This window comes from Rhodanobacter sp. FW510-R10 (assembly GCF_058781105.1).
Genome location: NZ_JBYSWL010000001.1, coordinates 1,187,929 through 1,202,481, shown reverse-complemented (window position 1 = coordinate 1,202,481; position 14,553 = coordinate 1,187,929). Strand labels below are relative to the sequence as shown.

Sequence of the window (14,553 nt, the reverse complement as noted above, 5' to 3'; positions counted from 1 at the left end):
GGCACAACCCCCCTCAACTTCGCGCAACGACGGTAATTGTTCAGACCTTCCTTGGCCACCCATCGACGCGGAGCTACCGACACACCTTAGAAATCAATGCCTCTTAACCATCCTTCGAACCACTCCGCGTTCATACCAAACCACATATCCCACCATACCAAGCAACGCCAATAAGCAGAGCCACAACCCGAGACGTAAGCCTCGAGGATGGAACTGAACGACAACATCGCTTACCCCTGGCCCGACCGCTACGCCAAGTACCGCCCCATCTGCCGCTATAACCTTGACAGGCATCCCGTTCACGTGGGCCGTCCAGCCAGGATCGTAATGCTGGCTAAAGACCAAGACTGAATAACCATCTCCACTCGCCCGAACACGAATTTTTCCAGGCTGTTTGGCCAGCACCTTGACAGACGGAGGTTGACGGCAAGTAGGCCTAATCGAGAAGGCAGGGTCCCCTATGAGCACCTCCGCAAATGGATCAAACCTGCTACCACCACCTATATCACCGCTTCGAACCGCCTTGAGAAGTGCATCATTATCAACAACCTTCAACCCGCAAACACCCCATACCAGACCCCTGTAATTCGGTCGTTCGGCAATCCGAACACCATCAAGCACCTTTCCGGAGTCCACCAATAACTTGTTATATCTCCCAAAATATTCAAGACGAAGAGGCAGCGTTTGACCAGACTCCGTCAGCACGTCAATACCCAGGACATTCAGGGGTGGCCCGCCATCTGACATTTCCAAGTCCACCATTCGGGCATCCGCTCCGTTACTCACCGGCCATTCTGAAATAAACCACAGTCCATCCCTATTTCCAGGTGAAAAGCCGAAAGTGGAAAATACCTTCGCTCGACTGTGGCGGATATTCGCTGAGATTTTCGGCTTATCATATGACCACTCTGCGGTATCCTTTCCGAGCAAGACATCGAATCGTTGAATTGGCCGAAGAGATGGATCTAACGTACCCAATCTCGCCACCACGGTGCCTGACGATAAATCTACAGAACAGGATGTACTCGAGATCAGCCTCACGGCGCGAACACGTACCCCTTTAGGTACGCTGGCCCGAATATCTCTTATCTTGCCAATTTCCCCACAACCATTCGCTAGTACATGAACTGCAAGTCGGTCGTTTTCGTACGCGATCCAGCGGACGCCCAAGATGTCCAGGCTGGGGGAGTTCAGTCCATAAAATGACATCGCCCCATAGTTCTGCGCCTCGAAAAGCGCGCCTAAGTCTTTCGGCATGGTGGAAACATAACCAACGACCAGTGGCAGGCCATAGATCATATTCACATTCGGGCGCAATGGCCCTTCGGGGACGGCCGGAGAGTCAATCGGGAAGATGCGGCCACCCTGCTTCATAAACGCTGTACGCTCGTTGGCATCAGCATCAGGGTGCGCTGCTGCGGTACCCACACCAGCGTAACGCCACTCATAAAACCAACCGAAGCTTCCAAGATCAATAATAATCAAAGCGATAAAGGAAAGACATATCAATTTGGCATTTGTAAACGAAACAAGCCACTGAACCAGGAGAAACGTAACAGCGGCGATTATGATCGGATATAGGACTCCTCGGAAACTCGCGTCTGGGAATTTAATGCCGGTGTTCGCGACAGCAAGGGTGATTGCCACACCGAACGTTACCAAAAAGATAGTTACGGCGATCGTGAGCCTTTTCCGGGATATCTCAGATTCCTCGATAGCTCTAATAGCGGTTGCACTAATTATTGCAAAGCATATTGCGGTTATAATTCCGAAGCGTGCCTGTGCGCGAAACTTTCCCAAGCCTGGCAAGTGATACACGAAATCGCCAAACGGCGTACTTGTACCTAATACATACACCACGCTAAGCACCAGGCAGGCCAACCAGAAGGCAATAAGCTTGAACCTGCGAAGGGGCAGCGATAGTAAAAGTATCCAGGGTAGCAGACCGACATAGATGGCGATCTCCGTAAGATTCCCAGGGCCGGAGTACACCCCGTACGGGCCACCAGCGGCAGCACCATATAGGTCCGGCGCGAATAACAAGATTAAAGTTTTGAAGGAATGGGAGAAACTCGCGAAATCAGCAATCGACCAATCCGCTCTTGCACCATCTCCAACGGACAAAGCAAAAGGCAACCAAGATGGAGCTGAAAGTGCAAGCGCGAGGGCAAACATTATTGCTGTTTTGCCAATAACTACCGCTCCGCTACGCAAATTATGATGATATGCCGTGAATGTCGCCAGATATGCGGCGAAGAGTCCAGCGACGAGATATCCATAGACCGCAATCTGCGGGTGCCCTGCCATTATAGATAACGCAGCGAACAAAGCGCCGAGACATATCCATCTAACGGAACGTTGGGAGGGTAATTTGTATACAGCCAAGAGAAGCCAAGGTATCCATGCTGCAGAATGGATGATTGTAAGATGTCCAAGATGGGCAATCATGAACCCACTTGATGACACGAGAAAACCCGCAAATACACCACCGATTATCGAACCCGAAATGGTACGGGCCAGATAATACGAACCTAGGGCTGAAATTACAAAGGAGCTTATAACAAGCACGTTGTATGTTGGGCTCAGAAGACGTGGCAGATAGAACAATTGTGCTTGAATCTCGCCGGCTAGTGAGTAGCCCCCGAGGAGAAGGTCCGTCCATAATCTGTTATCACCCGCAGTAAAGAAAGGAAGGTACGACAGCCTTCCATCACCCGGAGCAAGCAATAGGTTATTCAGTAAGGATGGTGAAAAATAAATGATGAAATATGCGGTATAAAGTAGCAGAACTGAGATAAATTCAAGTCTGACATTATTACGACTTAATTGCATTACACGTGCCCCGTAGTTGTCAGTTTTCGTATTATTCTTTTGAGTAGTAAATCTTGTGTTTATTTGATCTAAGTCACTGAGGTAAGGCAACTCAAGTATAATTAAAGGACCGGGATGACATGTCGCTGACCTTAAGGCACTGATGAATGATCGGCCCAAGCAAGTCTGCTCATGACCCGTCACGATATGCTCAACTCAAAGTGAGCCTGAATCTCTTAACGTACAGGATGTAAGGTTACCCGGTTCATCTATCAACGTCGATGCCGCTTTTGTAAAATAACGGGGCATCGCGCGATGAGTTGCGACTAAATTGAACCGCCGTGACGAGCACGGTGTAATGACCCAGCACTTCCTGCACAGGTTAGGCCGTGGGTTTCTATCCTGATTCCGTGGACACTTCCAAGTAAGCTCATCAGAGCAGGAGGAGTGTCATGGTGCAACGTCGGAAGTTCAGTGCGGAGGTCAGGTAATCCCCCCGCCGACTAGTTGACGCCAGAAGTGGAATTTTCTCGTAGTCTGACCCGAGGAGGTTCCATGAAGAAGTCCCGTTTCACCGACAGCCAGATCATCGCCGTGCTCAAGCAGGCCGAGACCGGCACGCCCGTGCCGGAACTGTGCCGCGAGCACGGCATCAGCTCGGCGACGTTCTACAAGTGGCGCAGCAAGTTCGGCGGCATGGAGGTGTCCATGGTCGCGCGGATGAAGGAGCTGGAGGATGAGAATCGGCGGTTGAAAAAGATGTACGCCGATGCCCAGCTCAGCGCCGACCTATTGAAGGAGGCGCTCGCAAAAAAATGGTGAGGCCATCTCAGCGCCGGGAGATGGCCAGGCAGGCGGTAGCAGGCGATCGCACAAGCATCCGGCATGCCTGCCGGACGTTCGATATCAGCGAGACGTGTTTTCGGTACCAGGCCAAGGGGAGCGAAGAGAATGCACGGATTGCCGATTGGCTGGTCCGACTCACAACGGCCTATCGTGACTGGGGGTTTGGCCTGTGTTTCCTGCACCTGCGCAACGTCAAAGGCTTTGGCTGGAACCACAAGCGTGTCTACCGTATCTACCGGGAGCTGGAGTTGAACCTGCGGATCAAGCCGAGGAAGCGCCTGGTGCGCGAGCGTCCCGAGCCCCTGGCCGTGCCGGCGGCAATCAACCAGGTCTGGTCCATGGACTTCATGCACGATCAACTCAGTGACGGTCGCAGCTTCCGCTTGTTCAACGTGCTGGATGACTTCAATCGCGAGGGGCTGGGGATCGAGGTTGACCTTTCGCTCCCCGCAGGTCGGGTGATCCGGGCGCTGGAGCAGATCATCGAATGGCGAGGGAAGCCACAAGCGATCCGCTGCGACAACGGCCCGGAGTACATCAGTGGTGAGCTGCTGGCCTGGGCTGAGCGCCACGGCATCCGGATCGACCACATCCAACCAGGCAAGCCGCAGCAGAACGCATACGTGGAGCGCTACAACCGAACTGTGCGCTACGCCTGGCTAGCCCGCATCCTCTTCGACTCGATCGAACAGGTGCAGGACCATGCCACTCGCTGGCTCTGGACGTACAACCACGAGCGCCCCAACATGGCGCTCGGTGGTATCACGCCGATGCAGAAGTTGGCGCTTGCCGCTTAGCCCCACTTTTGGCGTCTGCTAAAAATGGGGGGATTACCGTCAAGCGCGAGGCAGTCGATCTGACGCGGCGGCCGCAGGCATCGGTAGCCAAGTGGCGCAGGAGTGGGGCGTCAACGCCAACGTTCTGAGCCGCTGGCGGCGTGAGCGGGCATGCCTGGCAAGGCCTTCACGGGGTCTGGTGTACCGCGTGACGAGGAGCTGGCAGCGCTACGGCGCGAGTTGAGCCGGGTGAAGAAGGAAGGGGATTTTTTGCGCGATGCGGGGGCGTTCTTTGCCAAGGAATTGCCGTGAGGTACGCGGCGATCCGGCGACACCGCGACGAGTACCCGATCCAGCTGATGCGCCGGTGTTTGTGGGTGTCGCGTAGCGGCTACCACGCGTGGGCAGGCCGCGCACCCAGCGCTCGCATACATGACAACCAGCGCCTGCTGGAGCGCATACGTCAGATCCACACCAAAGGTGACGGCGTGATCGGCATGCCGTGCATGCACGAACGAACGGCTGGCGTTCGAGGGCGAACGGGCCAGCCACAACCGGGGAGCCCGGTTGATGGCGTCGGCTGGCCTGTACGGGGTGCCCCAGCGCCGCCGCTGGCAGCGCAAGCGGACCGGCGCGCGGCCGCAGCATGAGTGCAGTCGCCCACTGTGGCGACAACGCGGCGGCCGAGGGCTTCTTCGGATTGCTCAAACGCGAACACGTGAACCGCCGGCGCTACCGCACAGTCGGTGAAGCCAGGAGCGATGTGTTCGAGGTTTCTCAAGCACCCATGTCATACCTATGGTGGTGAGATCTTCGTTACTGTAACGTTCCAACAAACGTCGATACTCACGGGACTCGCCAGCTCCTGGAATGGTGAATCCACGTCTAACTCCGCGAAACTGTACGGTTAAGCCTGACGCATTCATTGCGTCGAAGTAGTACGACGGCTTATGCCCATTCAGGCTCGCCAAAATGTTATCTACTTCGTTGGGTACACCGCCAGCAGTAAGGATAGCCTGCTTGATTTCGTCAGGCGTCATTACCAATTGGGCCCATGGCCGGTTGAAACCCAGCGTCGAAGGCAGGTGCGAGCCGCAGTCGGAGTAGTAGAGCGGCTCATACTGGAGCAGCGCCCTCCCTCCCGCCCGGAGTACGCGAGAGATCTCCTTGAACGCTCGATCCGGATTCGGAACGTGCTCCATGACATTCAGTGAATAGACGAAGTCAAAGCTTTCGTCCGGGAAGGCCATTTCCTCAGCGCTCATGGTGAGGTGGGAAGTTCTTTCCATCACGCCTTTCAGACCCGTCGTGGTGGCCATGGATTCAAGTCGGGGGACGCCTCTCAATAGCGGCTTCTGCACCTCGAATTCACGCGTGAGGCGCTCACGCACAGTCGGAAATCCGGACTTTTCATACTCGATGATGTCGATACCCGTCACCGACACGCCTGAAAAGGCACTCATCAGGCACGCGAGATGGCCCTCACCCGAACCGACTTCAAGCAACCGGCTCCCTTCAGGGAAATGTTGCCTTGAAAGTGTTTCATAGAACTTTCCGCCACTTGAAGAGAACAGAGCTAGTTTCTCTCGAAGCGCAGCCCGACCTGGGAACTCGTCCTTCTCAACATCGATCAGTTTGATCTCATAGACGCAGACGCCGGCGTCATCGCGATACTCGTTGTCGACTAGTACGCGTAGTCGCACGTCGATGTCGTGGCCTGCCCTCATAGCCCTAGCAAGAGCCGGCAAGGGGAAATAATAGGTCCCGTAGGAGGGGATAGTCTGCGGTTCTAGCTCGATACCATCGAGCGATACTGCCAATCTCGTTCTTCCCTGATTCGGGAGCACCCGAACCAGCAGGTACGGGTCAATCGCTTCCACGCGCGACCTGTAGCGGCATGACGCCGTGCCAGTAATGCGGCGAAAGCGATCTGGCAAGTAGAGGGCTTCAAATCCCGATGCGGCAGGGGAACCGTCCACCCAGCATAAACCGTCCCCAAACAAGTCTCCTTCCAGAGACAACTGTCTCGCTGCCTTTCCCATGTCCATCATTTGTTCTCCCCTATTAAACAACGTGAAGCATCATTTGACTTCACATCCTTTAAGGATCATATCCTAGCGGTAGCCAGTCTCGCTCAATTCAGGATTACCCTCCACTTCATTGAGAAATCGGACGATCTGCTCCCCGCTAGACTTCACTCTCTTCACACAGAGCTCCTTCGGCGGGGGAACTCTACTTCCGACAGGATCGAGTCAACGAGGATACTTCGAGAGAGGCGACACAACGACGTGGCGCCAAGTTTCATTCGCGACGCCTGTTCAAAGCAAGGGACGATGTCAACGTCATTCCATTCAATGCTTCCTCAGCTTCCGGACAAGTCAACGCATTACACTTGACCGGTGCGAGCTCAGACTATCCTCGTCGTGCCGTGTGCCAGGCCCTACCGCTGAGCGGCGTCCACCGTTACGCAATATCGGCAAGGCACCGTCGGAACTGGCCGCGGCACGATTCAATAGCTACCTGGGCAAAGTCGACATCGTACGGCTTGCGAATGTCTAGGACCGCTCCTGATGTAACGCTGCACCAGCCACCAAACTTCATCCCAGTCACCATCGAACGAGGCTCCATCATGCACGCACATCGGATTCCCCTGACCTGTCTGGCCATCAGCATGGCGCTGATGCTGGCGGCCTGCGGTTCCGGCCAGGACCAGGCCGCATCCACGCAACCCGCAGCGAGCGACGCGACGACAGCAGCGCCCGCAGCGCCCGCGGCACCGGCAGATGCGCTGACTGCCGACCAGGTCAACGTACAGATGACTCTGCAAGGTGCGCCGACGCTCTCTGCCGATGGGCAGTCCATCGACGTCGCGGTGACCTTGGCCAATCACGGCAAGGTCGCACTCAGCTCGACCGGTCCTGACCCCGTCAACCTCGGCGCACACAGTGCGGACACCGCAGGCACGGTCATCGACAACGACCTCGCTCGTGCCAGCCTGCCCGAACTTGCCCCCGGCGGCCAGGCAACGGTGACCATCCACCTGCCCGTCGACAAGACGCTCGGCAAGAGTGCGCAAATCCTGCCGGTCCAGGAAAACGTCGCCTGGTTCGACACCTGGGGGACCAAGCCGTTGGTCGTGGGTCCCTTCAACAGCTGTGCCAGTGCCGAGGCGGGCAAGGTTTGCGGGGCTGACGGCAAGCCCTTGGCTTCATCGGTACAGTGAGAGTGCCCTGATCAAGCCTTTGTCGGTCATGCCTGCTCTTGCCGGGATGACGGCTTGTTCAGGCCCTCCCGGATACGGCAAGCCCCGCGGGATGGCGGCCATCGCCATCCCGTAGGATCTCAGGCCGTAATCAGTTCGCGAAGCTCGGCCGTCCTCGCGGCAAGCAATTGCGTATCGGCACGCGTTTCGACATTGAGCCGCAGCAGTGGCTCCGTGTTCGACGAACGCACATTGAACCGCCACGTAGCGAACTCAAGGCTCAACCCGTCCGTGTGATCCTCTCCGAGGGCGTCACCCGCGTAATGGTCACGCAGCCTCTGCACGACCGCTACCGCGTCCGCCACCTTGAAGTTGATCTCGCCGCTGCAGGGATAGGCAGCGATGCACTGCTCCACCATCTTCGCCAGCGGGATGCCTGTGGCGCTGATGCGCTCGGCGACCAACAACCACGGAACCATGCCGGTATCGCAGTAGGCGAAGTCGCGGAAATAATGGTGTGCACTCATCTCGCCGCCATAGATCGCATCCTCGACCCGCATCCGTTCCTTGATGAAGGCATGGCCGGTCTTGCTCATTACAGGCACACCGCCGGCGGCCGTCACCATGTCGACGGTGTTCCAGTACAGGCGCGGATCATGAACGATCTTGCCGCCGGGATGCTTTTCCAGCAGTTGCGCGGCGAGCAAGCCGACGAGGTAATAGCCCTCGATGAAACGACCATCGGCATCGAAGAAAAAGCAGCGGTCGAAATCGCCGTCCCACGCGAGGCCGAAGTCTGCTCCGCTGGTGCGCACGGCATCGGACGTGGCCGCCCGGTTCTCCGGCAGCAACGGGTTGGGGATGCCGTGCGGGAAACGGCCGTCGGGTTCGTGATGGATGCGGATGAACTCGAATGGCAGGTGCGGCGCAAGCTTATCAATCACCAGGCCGGCACTGCCGTTGCCGGGATTGACGACGATCCTCAGCGGCCGCAACGCAGCGCGATCCACGTAACCAAGCAGGTGCTCGATGTACGCCGACTTGTCCGCGTCCACGCGCTGCGTCGCAGGCCTGCCCGGCAATGGAAACTTGCCGGCCTCGACCAAGGCCTCGACGTCGCGCAGGCCGGTGTCGCCGCTGATCGGCCTTGCGTCCTGCCGCACCAGCTTCATGCCGTTGTAGTCCATCGGATTATGGCTGGCGGTCACCATGATGCCGCCGCCCACGCCACGGTGCGCGGTCTGGAAATACACCTCCTCGGTACCACACAGGCCGATGTCGATCGCCGCGGCGCCACCGTCGTTCAAGCCGCGCGCCACTGCTGCAGCCAAGGCCGGGCTGTCCAGCCGTACATCACGTCCTACCACCACTTCTGCCGGCTGCAGGATCTGCGCAAATGCGCGGCCGATCCGGTAGGCAACGTCCTCGTTCAACTCGTCAGGCACGCGCCCACGGATGTCATAAGCTTTGAAGCAACTGGACATAAAACGTCACCAACTTGAACGTGTAAATTTCCAAAGAATACATCCGTACCAAGTGATCCCGCTTTCGACTCGAAAACCGAATTCATCCGCACGTATCGACCGGGAGAGTTTGAGAGCTCATCTTCCCGTCCCCGTTACCGTTTACCAATTACGTTGCCACATTCACTTATAAACAGTTGTGCCGCACGAGTATATGAATTCGCCTCGACCCATGAGGAGGCGCGATTGCACAGTTCGGCGGCCATGACGGAATTCGTCAGTATTTGATCGAGGAGTTCGGCGTATGCCTCCGCGGTATGACGACTCGCGCTGCAGACCACTCCCGACACCGAACGAAAAATCGAGGACGGTGAAGTCACTATCGGCCTGCATGCAGCCAGCGCAAGGTTCGTGGCTGCGCTCGCGCCCTCTTCCGAGGGATCATAAGGCATGAGTACGGCGGAGACTGTGCGCAAGTTCGCCCGAACCTCACCGATGGGCAGAAATCGAGTATCGATGTCAATCAATCCTCGCACACCGAGTTGTTCCGCCTCCGCGAGACACCGGCGAAGATAGTCTTCGGATTTGTCTCCCGGATAGAGCGCATGCCATCCGCGATAACGCAGGGTGGGGTACTTGTGATGCAACAGGGCCAAGACCCTGATGGACATCAACAATCCCTTGTAAGGACGAAGAAACCCGAAGCCGCCGATAGACAGCACGTCGATCGTAGTGGCCGGCGGCACATCCTGTGCACCCCCGGTCAGGATCGGTAGAGGGCGGATGCGGGTCTGGGCCTCGAGCTCTGCCGACAAGCCGTTCAACTCATCTGCGTGATGCGCAATCAGCGAAGCTCCCGCGGCGCAAAGCTGCTTCTTTTGCTCTATGGGTACATTGCGTCCGTCGTGCATTTCGACAACGACACGTATGCCTTTGCCCCTTGCTTGCCTGACGGCGAGTTCAATATCGGCGAACGGCGCGTAGCCGGTATGATGCTGAATGATGAGCAAATCCGGGCAGGATAGATCCAATACGGAATTCAGCTTGCTTTCGTCTATGGCACTATCCCGCCAGGTCACATTATCCCATCGCCAGACCCGTGACACCGCGCGCCGGAGATCCCGCTCAAGCCCTAATGGCTGATGCCCGTCAAGGCTGTTGCCAAGCACAATAACCTTCGCACCCGTCGCTTCCAGTGCTTCAGTAAGATACGCGGAATGTTCACCTATGCCACAAGTGACATTCCATGTGGTCATTATTGCAATTCGTGCTTCCTGTGTGGCAGGCCTACCATGCAAGGCAAATGTTTCGCGCAACAGCACGCCAAGGGATTTTGATATGCGCTCCCAACTGAATCGACGACGAGCAGTGTCCCGAACGGCTTGGCGCATCGTCAAATCGATAGTGCCCCCACCGACCAGCTCGATACAACGGGAGGCAAATGACTCCAGTTGTTCCACGAAAATACCGACCGGAGCCGACGTTCGCGTACCTATTCCACGCGCACCGATTCCCGTGGTCAGTACGGGCAGACCTGCCGCCATATAGTCGAACATCTTGATATTGGTACCGGAACCGGCATTCATCGGATTCAACGCGACATCCGCTGCCAGCAACAGTTCGTCGCGGTACGCGTCATCGACGCGACCGGTCACCAACAGGTTGTCGGCGGCTGGTTCGTCCGCCAAGGCAGCACCAACGCCTCCAACAACCACAAAGAAAACGTCGGGACAGGCGGGCGCCAACTGTCGAGCAATAAAGCGGGCAGCCTCATTGTTGGGTTCATAAAAGCTGCCCAGGAAAACCGCCACCGGCCGCCTGGGCGGCAACTCCAGTTTTTCCCGCAGCGCCACCCGCTGGACGTTTCCCGGCTCCGGAAAGTTTTCGACGAAGGCCCCATTCGGCACTATCCGGAGCTTGGTGGGGTCGGTATCGAAAATCCGCTGGAAAAGGGCCGCATCTTCGTCTGAGCAAGCCAAGACGAGGTCGGCCCGTAAAAGCAATGCCTGTTCGTTGCGGATCACCGTTTCCAAGACTCCTTTCGCTGCATCCACATCACCCAGCAGCTCAGTACGGAGCAGGGCCTCCACATTGTGGGACTCATAGACCACCAGTTGGCGGGGATGCAACGCGTCCGCGAGCGGCGAGAAAGCCCACGGGTGGCTGAAAATGACAACGTCGGCATTGGCGATGTGATCGCCGGCCACGCGCAAGTAATCGGGAGACAGTTTTACTTGATCCGAAAAAGCACTGTCTATGACGGTGCGGCCTCCGATTCGCTGCGAGAGGGCTGCGGCGGCCGCGTGGTGTGCCTGTGACAGCGGCACCACAATTTCACGCAGGCCTGGCGTGAGCTGCTGATCGCGAAGGGACTCGCCCGGCCAGTCGTAGCTGCCGACATAGGTGCACGCGATATCCGGACCCAATGCATGGTACAAGCCCAGCAGCCGCTGTCGGCCCCCACCCACCGCCGGCATGATCGGTTGCATGTCGATAACCGTCACGCGCAACAGTTTCCCTGTCACTACATCCATCCCGCTAAATCCCCTGTCAACTGCCCGCCAAGTTGACCAGACGGTCTACGATAGTACGCCACGACAGGCCCCTCACCCAAGCATGGCCCGCCTGACCCAGCGCCCGGGTCCGCTCGCGATCCTGCCAGAGCATGTCGAAATGCTCGCCGAGCGCCTGCGGATCCGGCCGACAAACGTAACCGGCCATGCTTTCCTGCACGATGGCCGCCGCCTCGCCAGAGTCGCGGCAGGTGACGACCGGCTTGGCGCTGGCGAATGCCTCCAGCGTGACGTAGCCGTAATCCTCGCGCATGGGCGTGAAGGGAACCGCGTAGGCCCCGGCATACAGTTCGACCAGTTCGGCATCCGACACGCGGCCGCGAAACTCGATTCGTGGATCGCCGTTGGCCAAGGTGCGCAAATCCTGCTCCGCTTCACCGGTACCGGTGATCACCAAGCGCAACGGTGCGTGCACGTGGCGCATGGTGCGAATGACCAGATCCACCCGTTTCCACGGGTGCAACCGGCCGGGCAGCAAAAGATAATCGCCAAAAGCTCCCGGGTGGAAGGCGCCCCCCCATAGCGGTGGGTGCAAGACCTCGGCATCGAGCCCATTCCACTGCTGCAGGCGTCGCGAAACCTCGCTGCCGATCGAGAACACGCCGCGGCAGTGCGGCGGCGACAGCGCCTGCGTGTCGAGCTGGTGGATCAAGCCGCGCTGTGCCTTCTGTTCCGAACTCGCATTCGGAAAGACGCTGTCGAACATGTCATAGAACACGCGGATGGTGTGCACCAGGTAACAGACGTGGCGCGGGTGCCGCACCATCCAGGTGGGTGCCTTGGTCGATACCACCAGGTCGAATGCCGACAGGTCGAGGTCGTAGCAAGCAAGATAATTGCGCTTGATCTGCTCGAACGTCGATTCGTCGGCGGCGACAGGCACTTCCTGCGCCTCATGCCCGGCCCGGCAAAACGCCGCCACCAGCGCGTCATACAGACGCTCCGCTCCACCGGCCTCGCCGGAGGCGGAGCGCACGGTGACGATCGCGACCTTCACGCCGCCCGACCGTGCAGGCGGCGCATGTCCGCATCCACCATCATCGTGATCAGCTGTTCCAGCGAGGTCTTCGGCGCCCAACCCAGCTTCGCCTTGGCCTTGCCGGGGTTGCCCAGCAGCACGTCCACCTCCGCGGGGCGGAAGAATTTCTGGTCGATCACCACGTGATCCTCATAGTTGAGGCCCAGGTGATCGAAGGCGATCCTGCACATGTCGCGAACGGTGGTGGTGACGCCGGTGGCCACCACGTAGTCGTCGGCCTTGGACTGCTGCAGCATCAACCACATCGCTTCGACGTAATCGCCGGCGAACCCCCAGTCGCGCCGGGCATCGATATTGCCCAGGCGCAGTTCCTTCTGCAGGCCAAGCTTGATCGACGCCGCCGCGTGGGTGACCTTGCGGGTCACGAACTCGACGCCACGCAGCGGCGACTCGTGGTTGAAGAGAATGCCGCTCGACGCGTGCAGGTCAAAGCTCTCGCGATAGTTCACCGTGGCCCAGTGCGCCATCAGCTTGGCCACGCCATAGGGGCTGCGTGGATGGAACGGCGTCTTCTCGTCCTGGACTTGGGCCTGGATCAGCCCGAACATTTCGCTGGTGGAGGCCTGGTAAAAATGTGCTGCCGGATTGACGATGCGCACCGCCTCCAGCACGTTCATCGCACCCACGCCGGTCACCTGCGCGGTCAACACTGGCTGCTGCCACGACGTGCCCACGAAGCTTTGCGCACCGAGGTTGTAGACCTCTTCAGCCTTCGAAGTCTCCATGGCCCGCACCAACGACGACAGATCCATCAGGTCGCCATCGATGTAGTTCACCGCCTGTTCGACGCCTGCTTCGCGCAGCCGCCAGCGCATGTCCGATCCGCGACGGGCCACGAATCCGTGCACCTGATAGCCTTTTTCCAGCAGCAGTTTGGCGAGATAGGCGCCATCCTGTCCCGTGATGCCCGTGATGAGTGCGCTTTTGCTCATGGCGTGTGGTTCGTCCTGAATTGGTCAAGTATTTGTTGCAGTGAGGTTTCGAGGGGAATGGCCGGTTCCCAACCGGTGTCCGTGCGCAGGCGCTGGCAATCCGCGACCATGCGCCGCTGTTCGCTGGGGCGCAGTCGCGCACTGTCCTGCACTATGGCCGGATCCACCCGGGCCAACGTGCAAAGCGTGTGCAGAATGGAGCGGATTGTAACTTCCCGGCCCGAACATAAGTTGTATGTCTGCCCAGCCTGTCCGCGGCCAAGCGTCGCGGCATAAGCCCTGACCACATCGCGCACGTCGGAGAAGTCACGGGTCACGTCGATATCGCCCACCATCAATGTGGGTTCCTGCAGCCCAGCGGCAATCCGGGCCACCTGCCGCGCCAACGCCGGCACGACAAAGCGCTCGCTCTGGCCGGGGCCGATATGGTTGAAAGGCCGCACGACCATCACATCCAACTGCTCGCTGCGATGCCACTGCAGACACAAGGTTTCGGCCGCCATCTTGCTTGCCGCATAGGGGTTGCGCGGTTCTGGCCAACGCGATTCGTCCACCGGCAACGCCGATTCGGGCACCGCACCGTAGACGTCGCCCGAGCTCACGTACAGCAGACGGCCGGAGAATTTCATCTCCCGCAATGCGCACAACAGGTTGAGCGTGCCGAACAGGTTGACGTCCAGCGTCTCGCGTGGATTGGCGAAGGAATCCGGCACGAAGCTGAGGGCGGCAAGGTGGATCACCCAATCCGGGCGCACCGCAGCCAGCGAAGCCTGAAGCGCCTTGCCGTCGCGGATGTCGAGATGATCGGGTGTCGCGTGCAGCGTGCAGGCACCAAAACCGCCATCAGCGACCATACGCGCAATGTGTTGGCCGACGAAGCCGCTGCCACCCGTGATGTAAAGCTTCTTCAT

At 58.4% G+C, this 14,553-nt stretch carries 9 protein-coding genes and 2 pseudogenes; 4 read left to right on the top strand and 7 right to left on the bottom strand.

Annotation, left to right across the window (positions count from 1 at the left end):
• Nucleotides 1–93: 93 nt before the first annotated feature.
• Nucleotides 94–2,832, bottom strand: coding sequence for a YfhO family protein (locus tag AC3WJB_RS05015; protein ID WP_492679316.1), 2,739 nt, complete (start codon nt 2,830–2,832; stop codon nt 94–96).
• A 534-nt stretch (nt 2,833–3,366) separates the two neighbouring features.
• On the opposite strand from AC3WJB_RS05015, the gene AC3WJB_RS05010 reads away from it, so the two are divergent.
• The 3 genes and pseudogenes from AC3WJB_RS05010 to AC3WJB_RS05000 all read left to right on the top strand — a co-directional run.
• Nucleotides 3,367–4,454, top strand: a protein-coding gene (locus AC3WJB_RS05010; RefSeq protein ID WP_492679314.1) for an IS3 family transposase whose coding sequence is annotated in 2 segments (ribosomal slippage) — nt 3,367–3,619 and nt 3,619–4,454 — 1,089 coding nt in all. Because the reading frame shifts where the segments join, the coding sequence is not laid out codon by codon here.
• 150 nt (nt 4,455–4,604) lie between these two features.
• Nucleotides 4,605–4,745 carry a hypothetical protein gene (locus AC3WJB_RS05005; protein ID WP_492679312.1) on the top strand — a complete coding sequence of 47 codons (141 nt, stop codon included), beginning with the start codon at nt 4,605–4,607 and terminating at the stop codon, nt 4,743–4,745.
• Nucleotides 4,746–5,076: 331 nt separating this feature from the next.
• A pseudogene (locus AC3WJB_RS05000) lies at nt 5,077–5,205 on the top strand (IS3 family transposase); the annotation flags it as partial.
• 352 nt (nt 5,206–5,557) lie between these two features.
• On the opposite strand, the pseudogene AC3WJB_RS04995 reads toward AC3WJB_RS05000, so the two are convergent.
• Nucleotides 5,558–6,160: pseudogene (locus AC3WJB_RS04995) on the bottom strand (class I SAM-dependent methyltransferase); the annotation flags it as partial.
• A gap of 902 nt (nt 6,161–7,062) precedes the next feature.
• Here AC3WJB_RS04995 and AC3WJB_RS04990 point away from each other — a divergent pair.
• Nucleotides 7,063–7,656 (top strand): glycosyltransferase, encoded by a 594-nt coding sequence (locus AC3WJB_RS04990; protein WP_492679310.1) that lies wholly within the window; start codon nt 7,063–7,065, stop codon nt 7,654–7,656.
• A gap of 119 nt (nt 7,657–7,775) precedes the next feature.
• On the opposite strand, the gene AC3WJB_RS04985 is transcribed toward AC3WJB_RS04990, so the two are convergent.
• The 5 genes from AC3WJB_RS04985 to AC3WJB_RS04965 form a co-directional block, all read right to left on the bottom strand.
• The gene (locus tag AC3WJB_RS04985; protein WP_492679308.1) at nt 7,776–9,119 is read right to left on the bottom strand and encodes a phosphohexomutase domain-containing protein; all 1,344 of its coding nucleotides are present in this window, start codon (nt 9,117–9,119) and stop codon (nt 7,776–7,778) included.
• A gap of 134 nt (nt 9,120–9,253) precedes the next feature.
• A complete protein-coding gene (locus AC3WJB_RS04980; RefSeq protein WP_492679306.1) occupies nt 9,254–11,632 on the bottom strand; it encodes a glycosyltransferase family 4 protein in 2,379 nt (792 codons plus the stop codon).
• A 16-nt stretch (nt 11,633–11,648) separates the two neighbouring features.
• Nucleotides 11,649–12,668, bottom strand: coding sequence for a glycosyltransferase family 4 protein (locus tag AC3WJB_RS04975; protein ID WP_492679304.1), 1,020 nt, complete (start codon nt 12,666–12,668; stop codon nt 11,649–11,651).
• Nucleotides 12,665–13,642: a GDP-mannose 4,6-dehydratase gene (gmd, locus tag AC3WJB_RS04970; RefSeq protein WP_492679302.1), complete on the bottom strand. Its 978-nt coding sequence runs from the start codon at nt 13,640–13,642 to the stop codon at nt 12,665–12,667. Before gmd ends, AC3WJB_RS04975 begins: the two co-directional genes overlap by 4 nt.
• A complete protein-coding gene (locus AC3WJB_RS04965) occupies nt 13,639–14,553 on the bottom strand; it encodes a GDP-mannose 4,6-dehydratase (protein ID WP_492679300.1) in 915 nt (304 codons plus the stop codon). The genes gmd and AC3WJB_RS04965 overlap by 4 nt, the downstream gene beginning before the upstream one ends.

What these genes read in the sequence shown, in the direction of transcription:
- AC3WJB_RS05015 (WP_492679316.1), bottom strand. Translation starts at nt 2,832, where the DNA reads ATGCAATTAAGTCGTAATAATGTCAGACTTGAATTTATCTCAGTTCTG.
- AC3WJB_RS05005 (WP_492679312.1), top strand. Translation starts at nt 4,605, where the DNA reads ATGCCTGGCAAGGCCTTCACGGGGTCTGGTGTACCGCGTGACGAGGAG.
- AC3WJB_RS04990 (WP_492679310.1), top strand. Translation starts at nt 7,063, where the DNA reads ATGCACGCACATCGGATTCCCCTGACCTGTCTGGCCATCAGCATGGCG.
- AC3WJB_RS04985 (WP_492679308.1), bottom strand. Translation starts at nt 9,119, where the DNA reads ATGTCCAGTTGCTTCAAAGCTTATGACATCCGTGGGCGCGTGCCTGAC.
- AC3WJB_RS04980 (WP_492679306.1), bottom strand. Translation starts at nt 11,632, where the DNA reads ATGGATGTAGTGACAGGGAAACTGTTGCGCGTGACGGTTATCGACATG.
- gmd (WP_492679302.1), bottom strand. Translation starts at nt 13,642, where the DNA reads ATGAGCAAAAGCGCACTCATCACGGGCATCACGGGACAGGATGGCGCC.
- AC3WJB_RS04965 (WP_492679300.1), bottom strand. Translation starts at nt 14,553, where the DNA reads ATGAAGAAGCTTTACATCACGGGTGGCAGCGGCTTCGTCGGCCAACAC.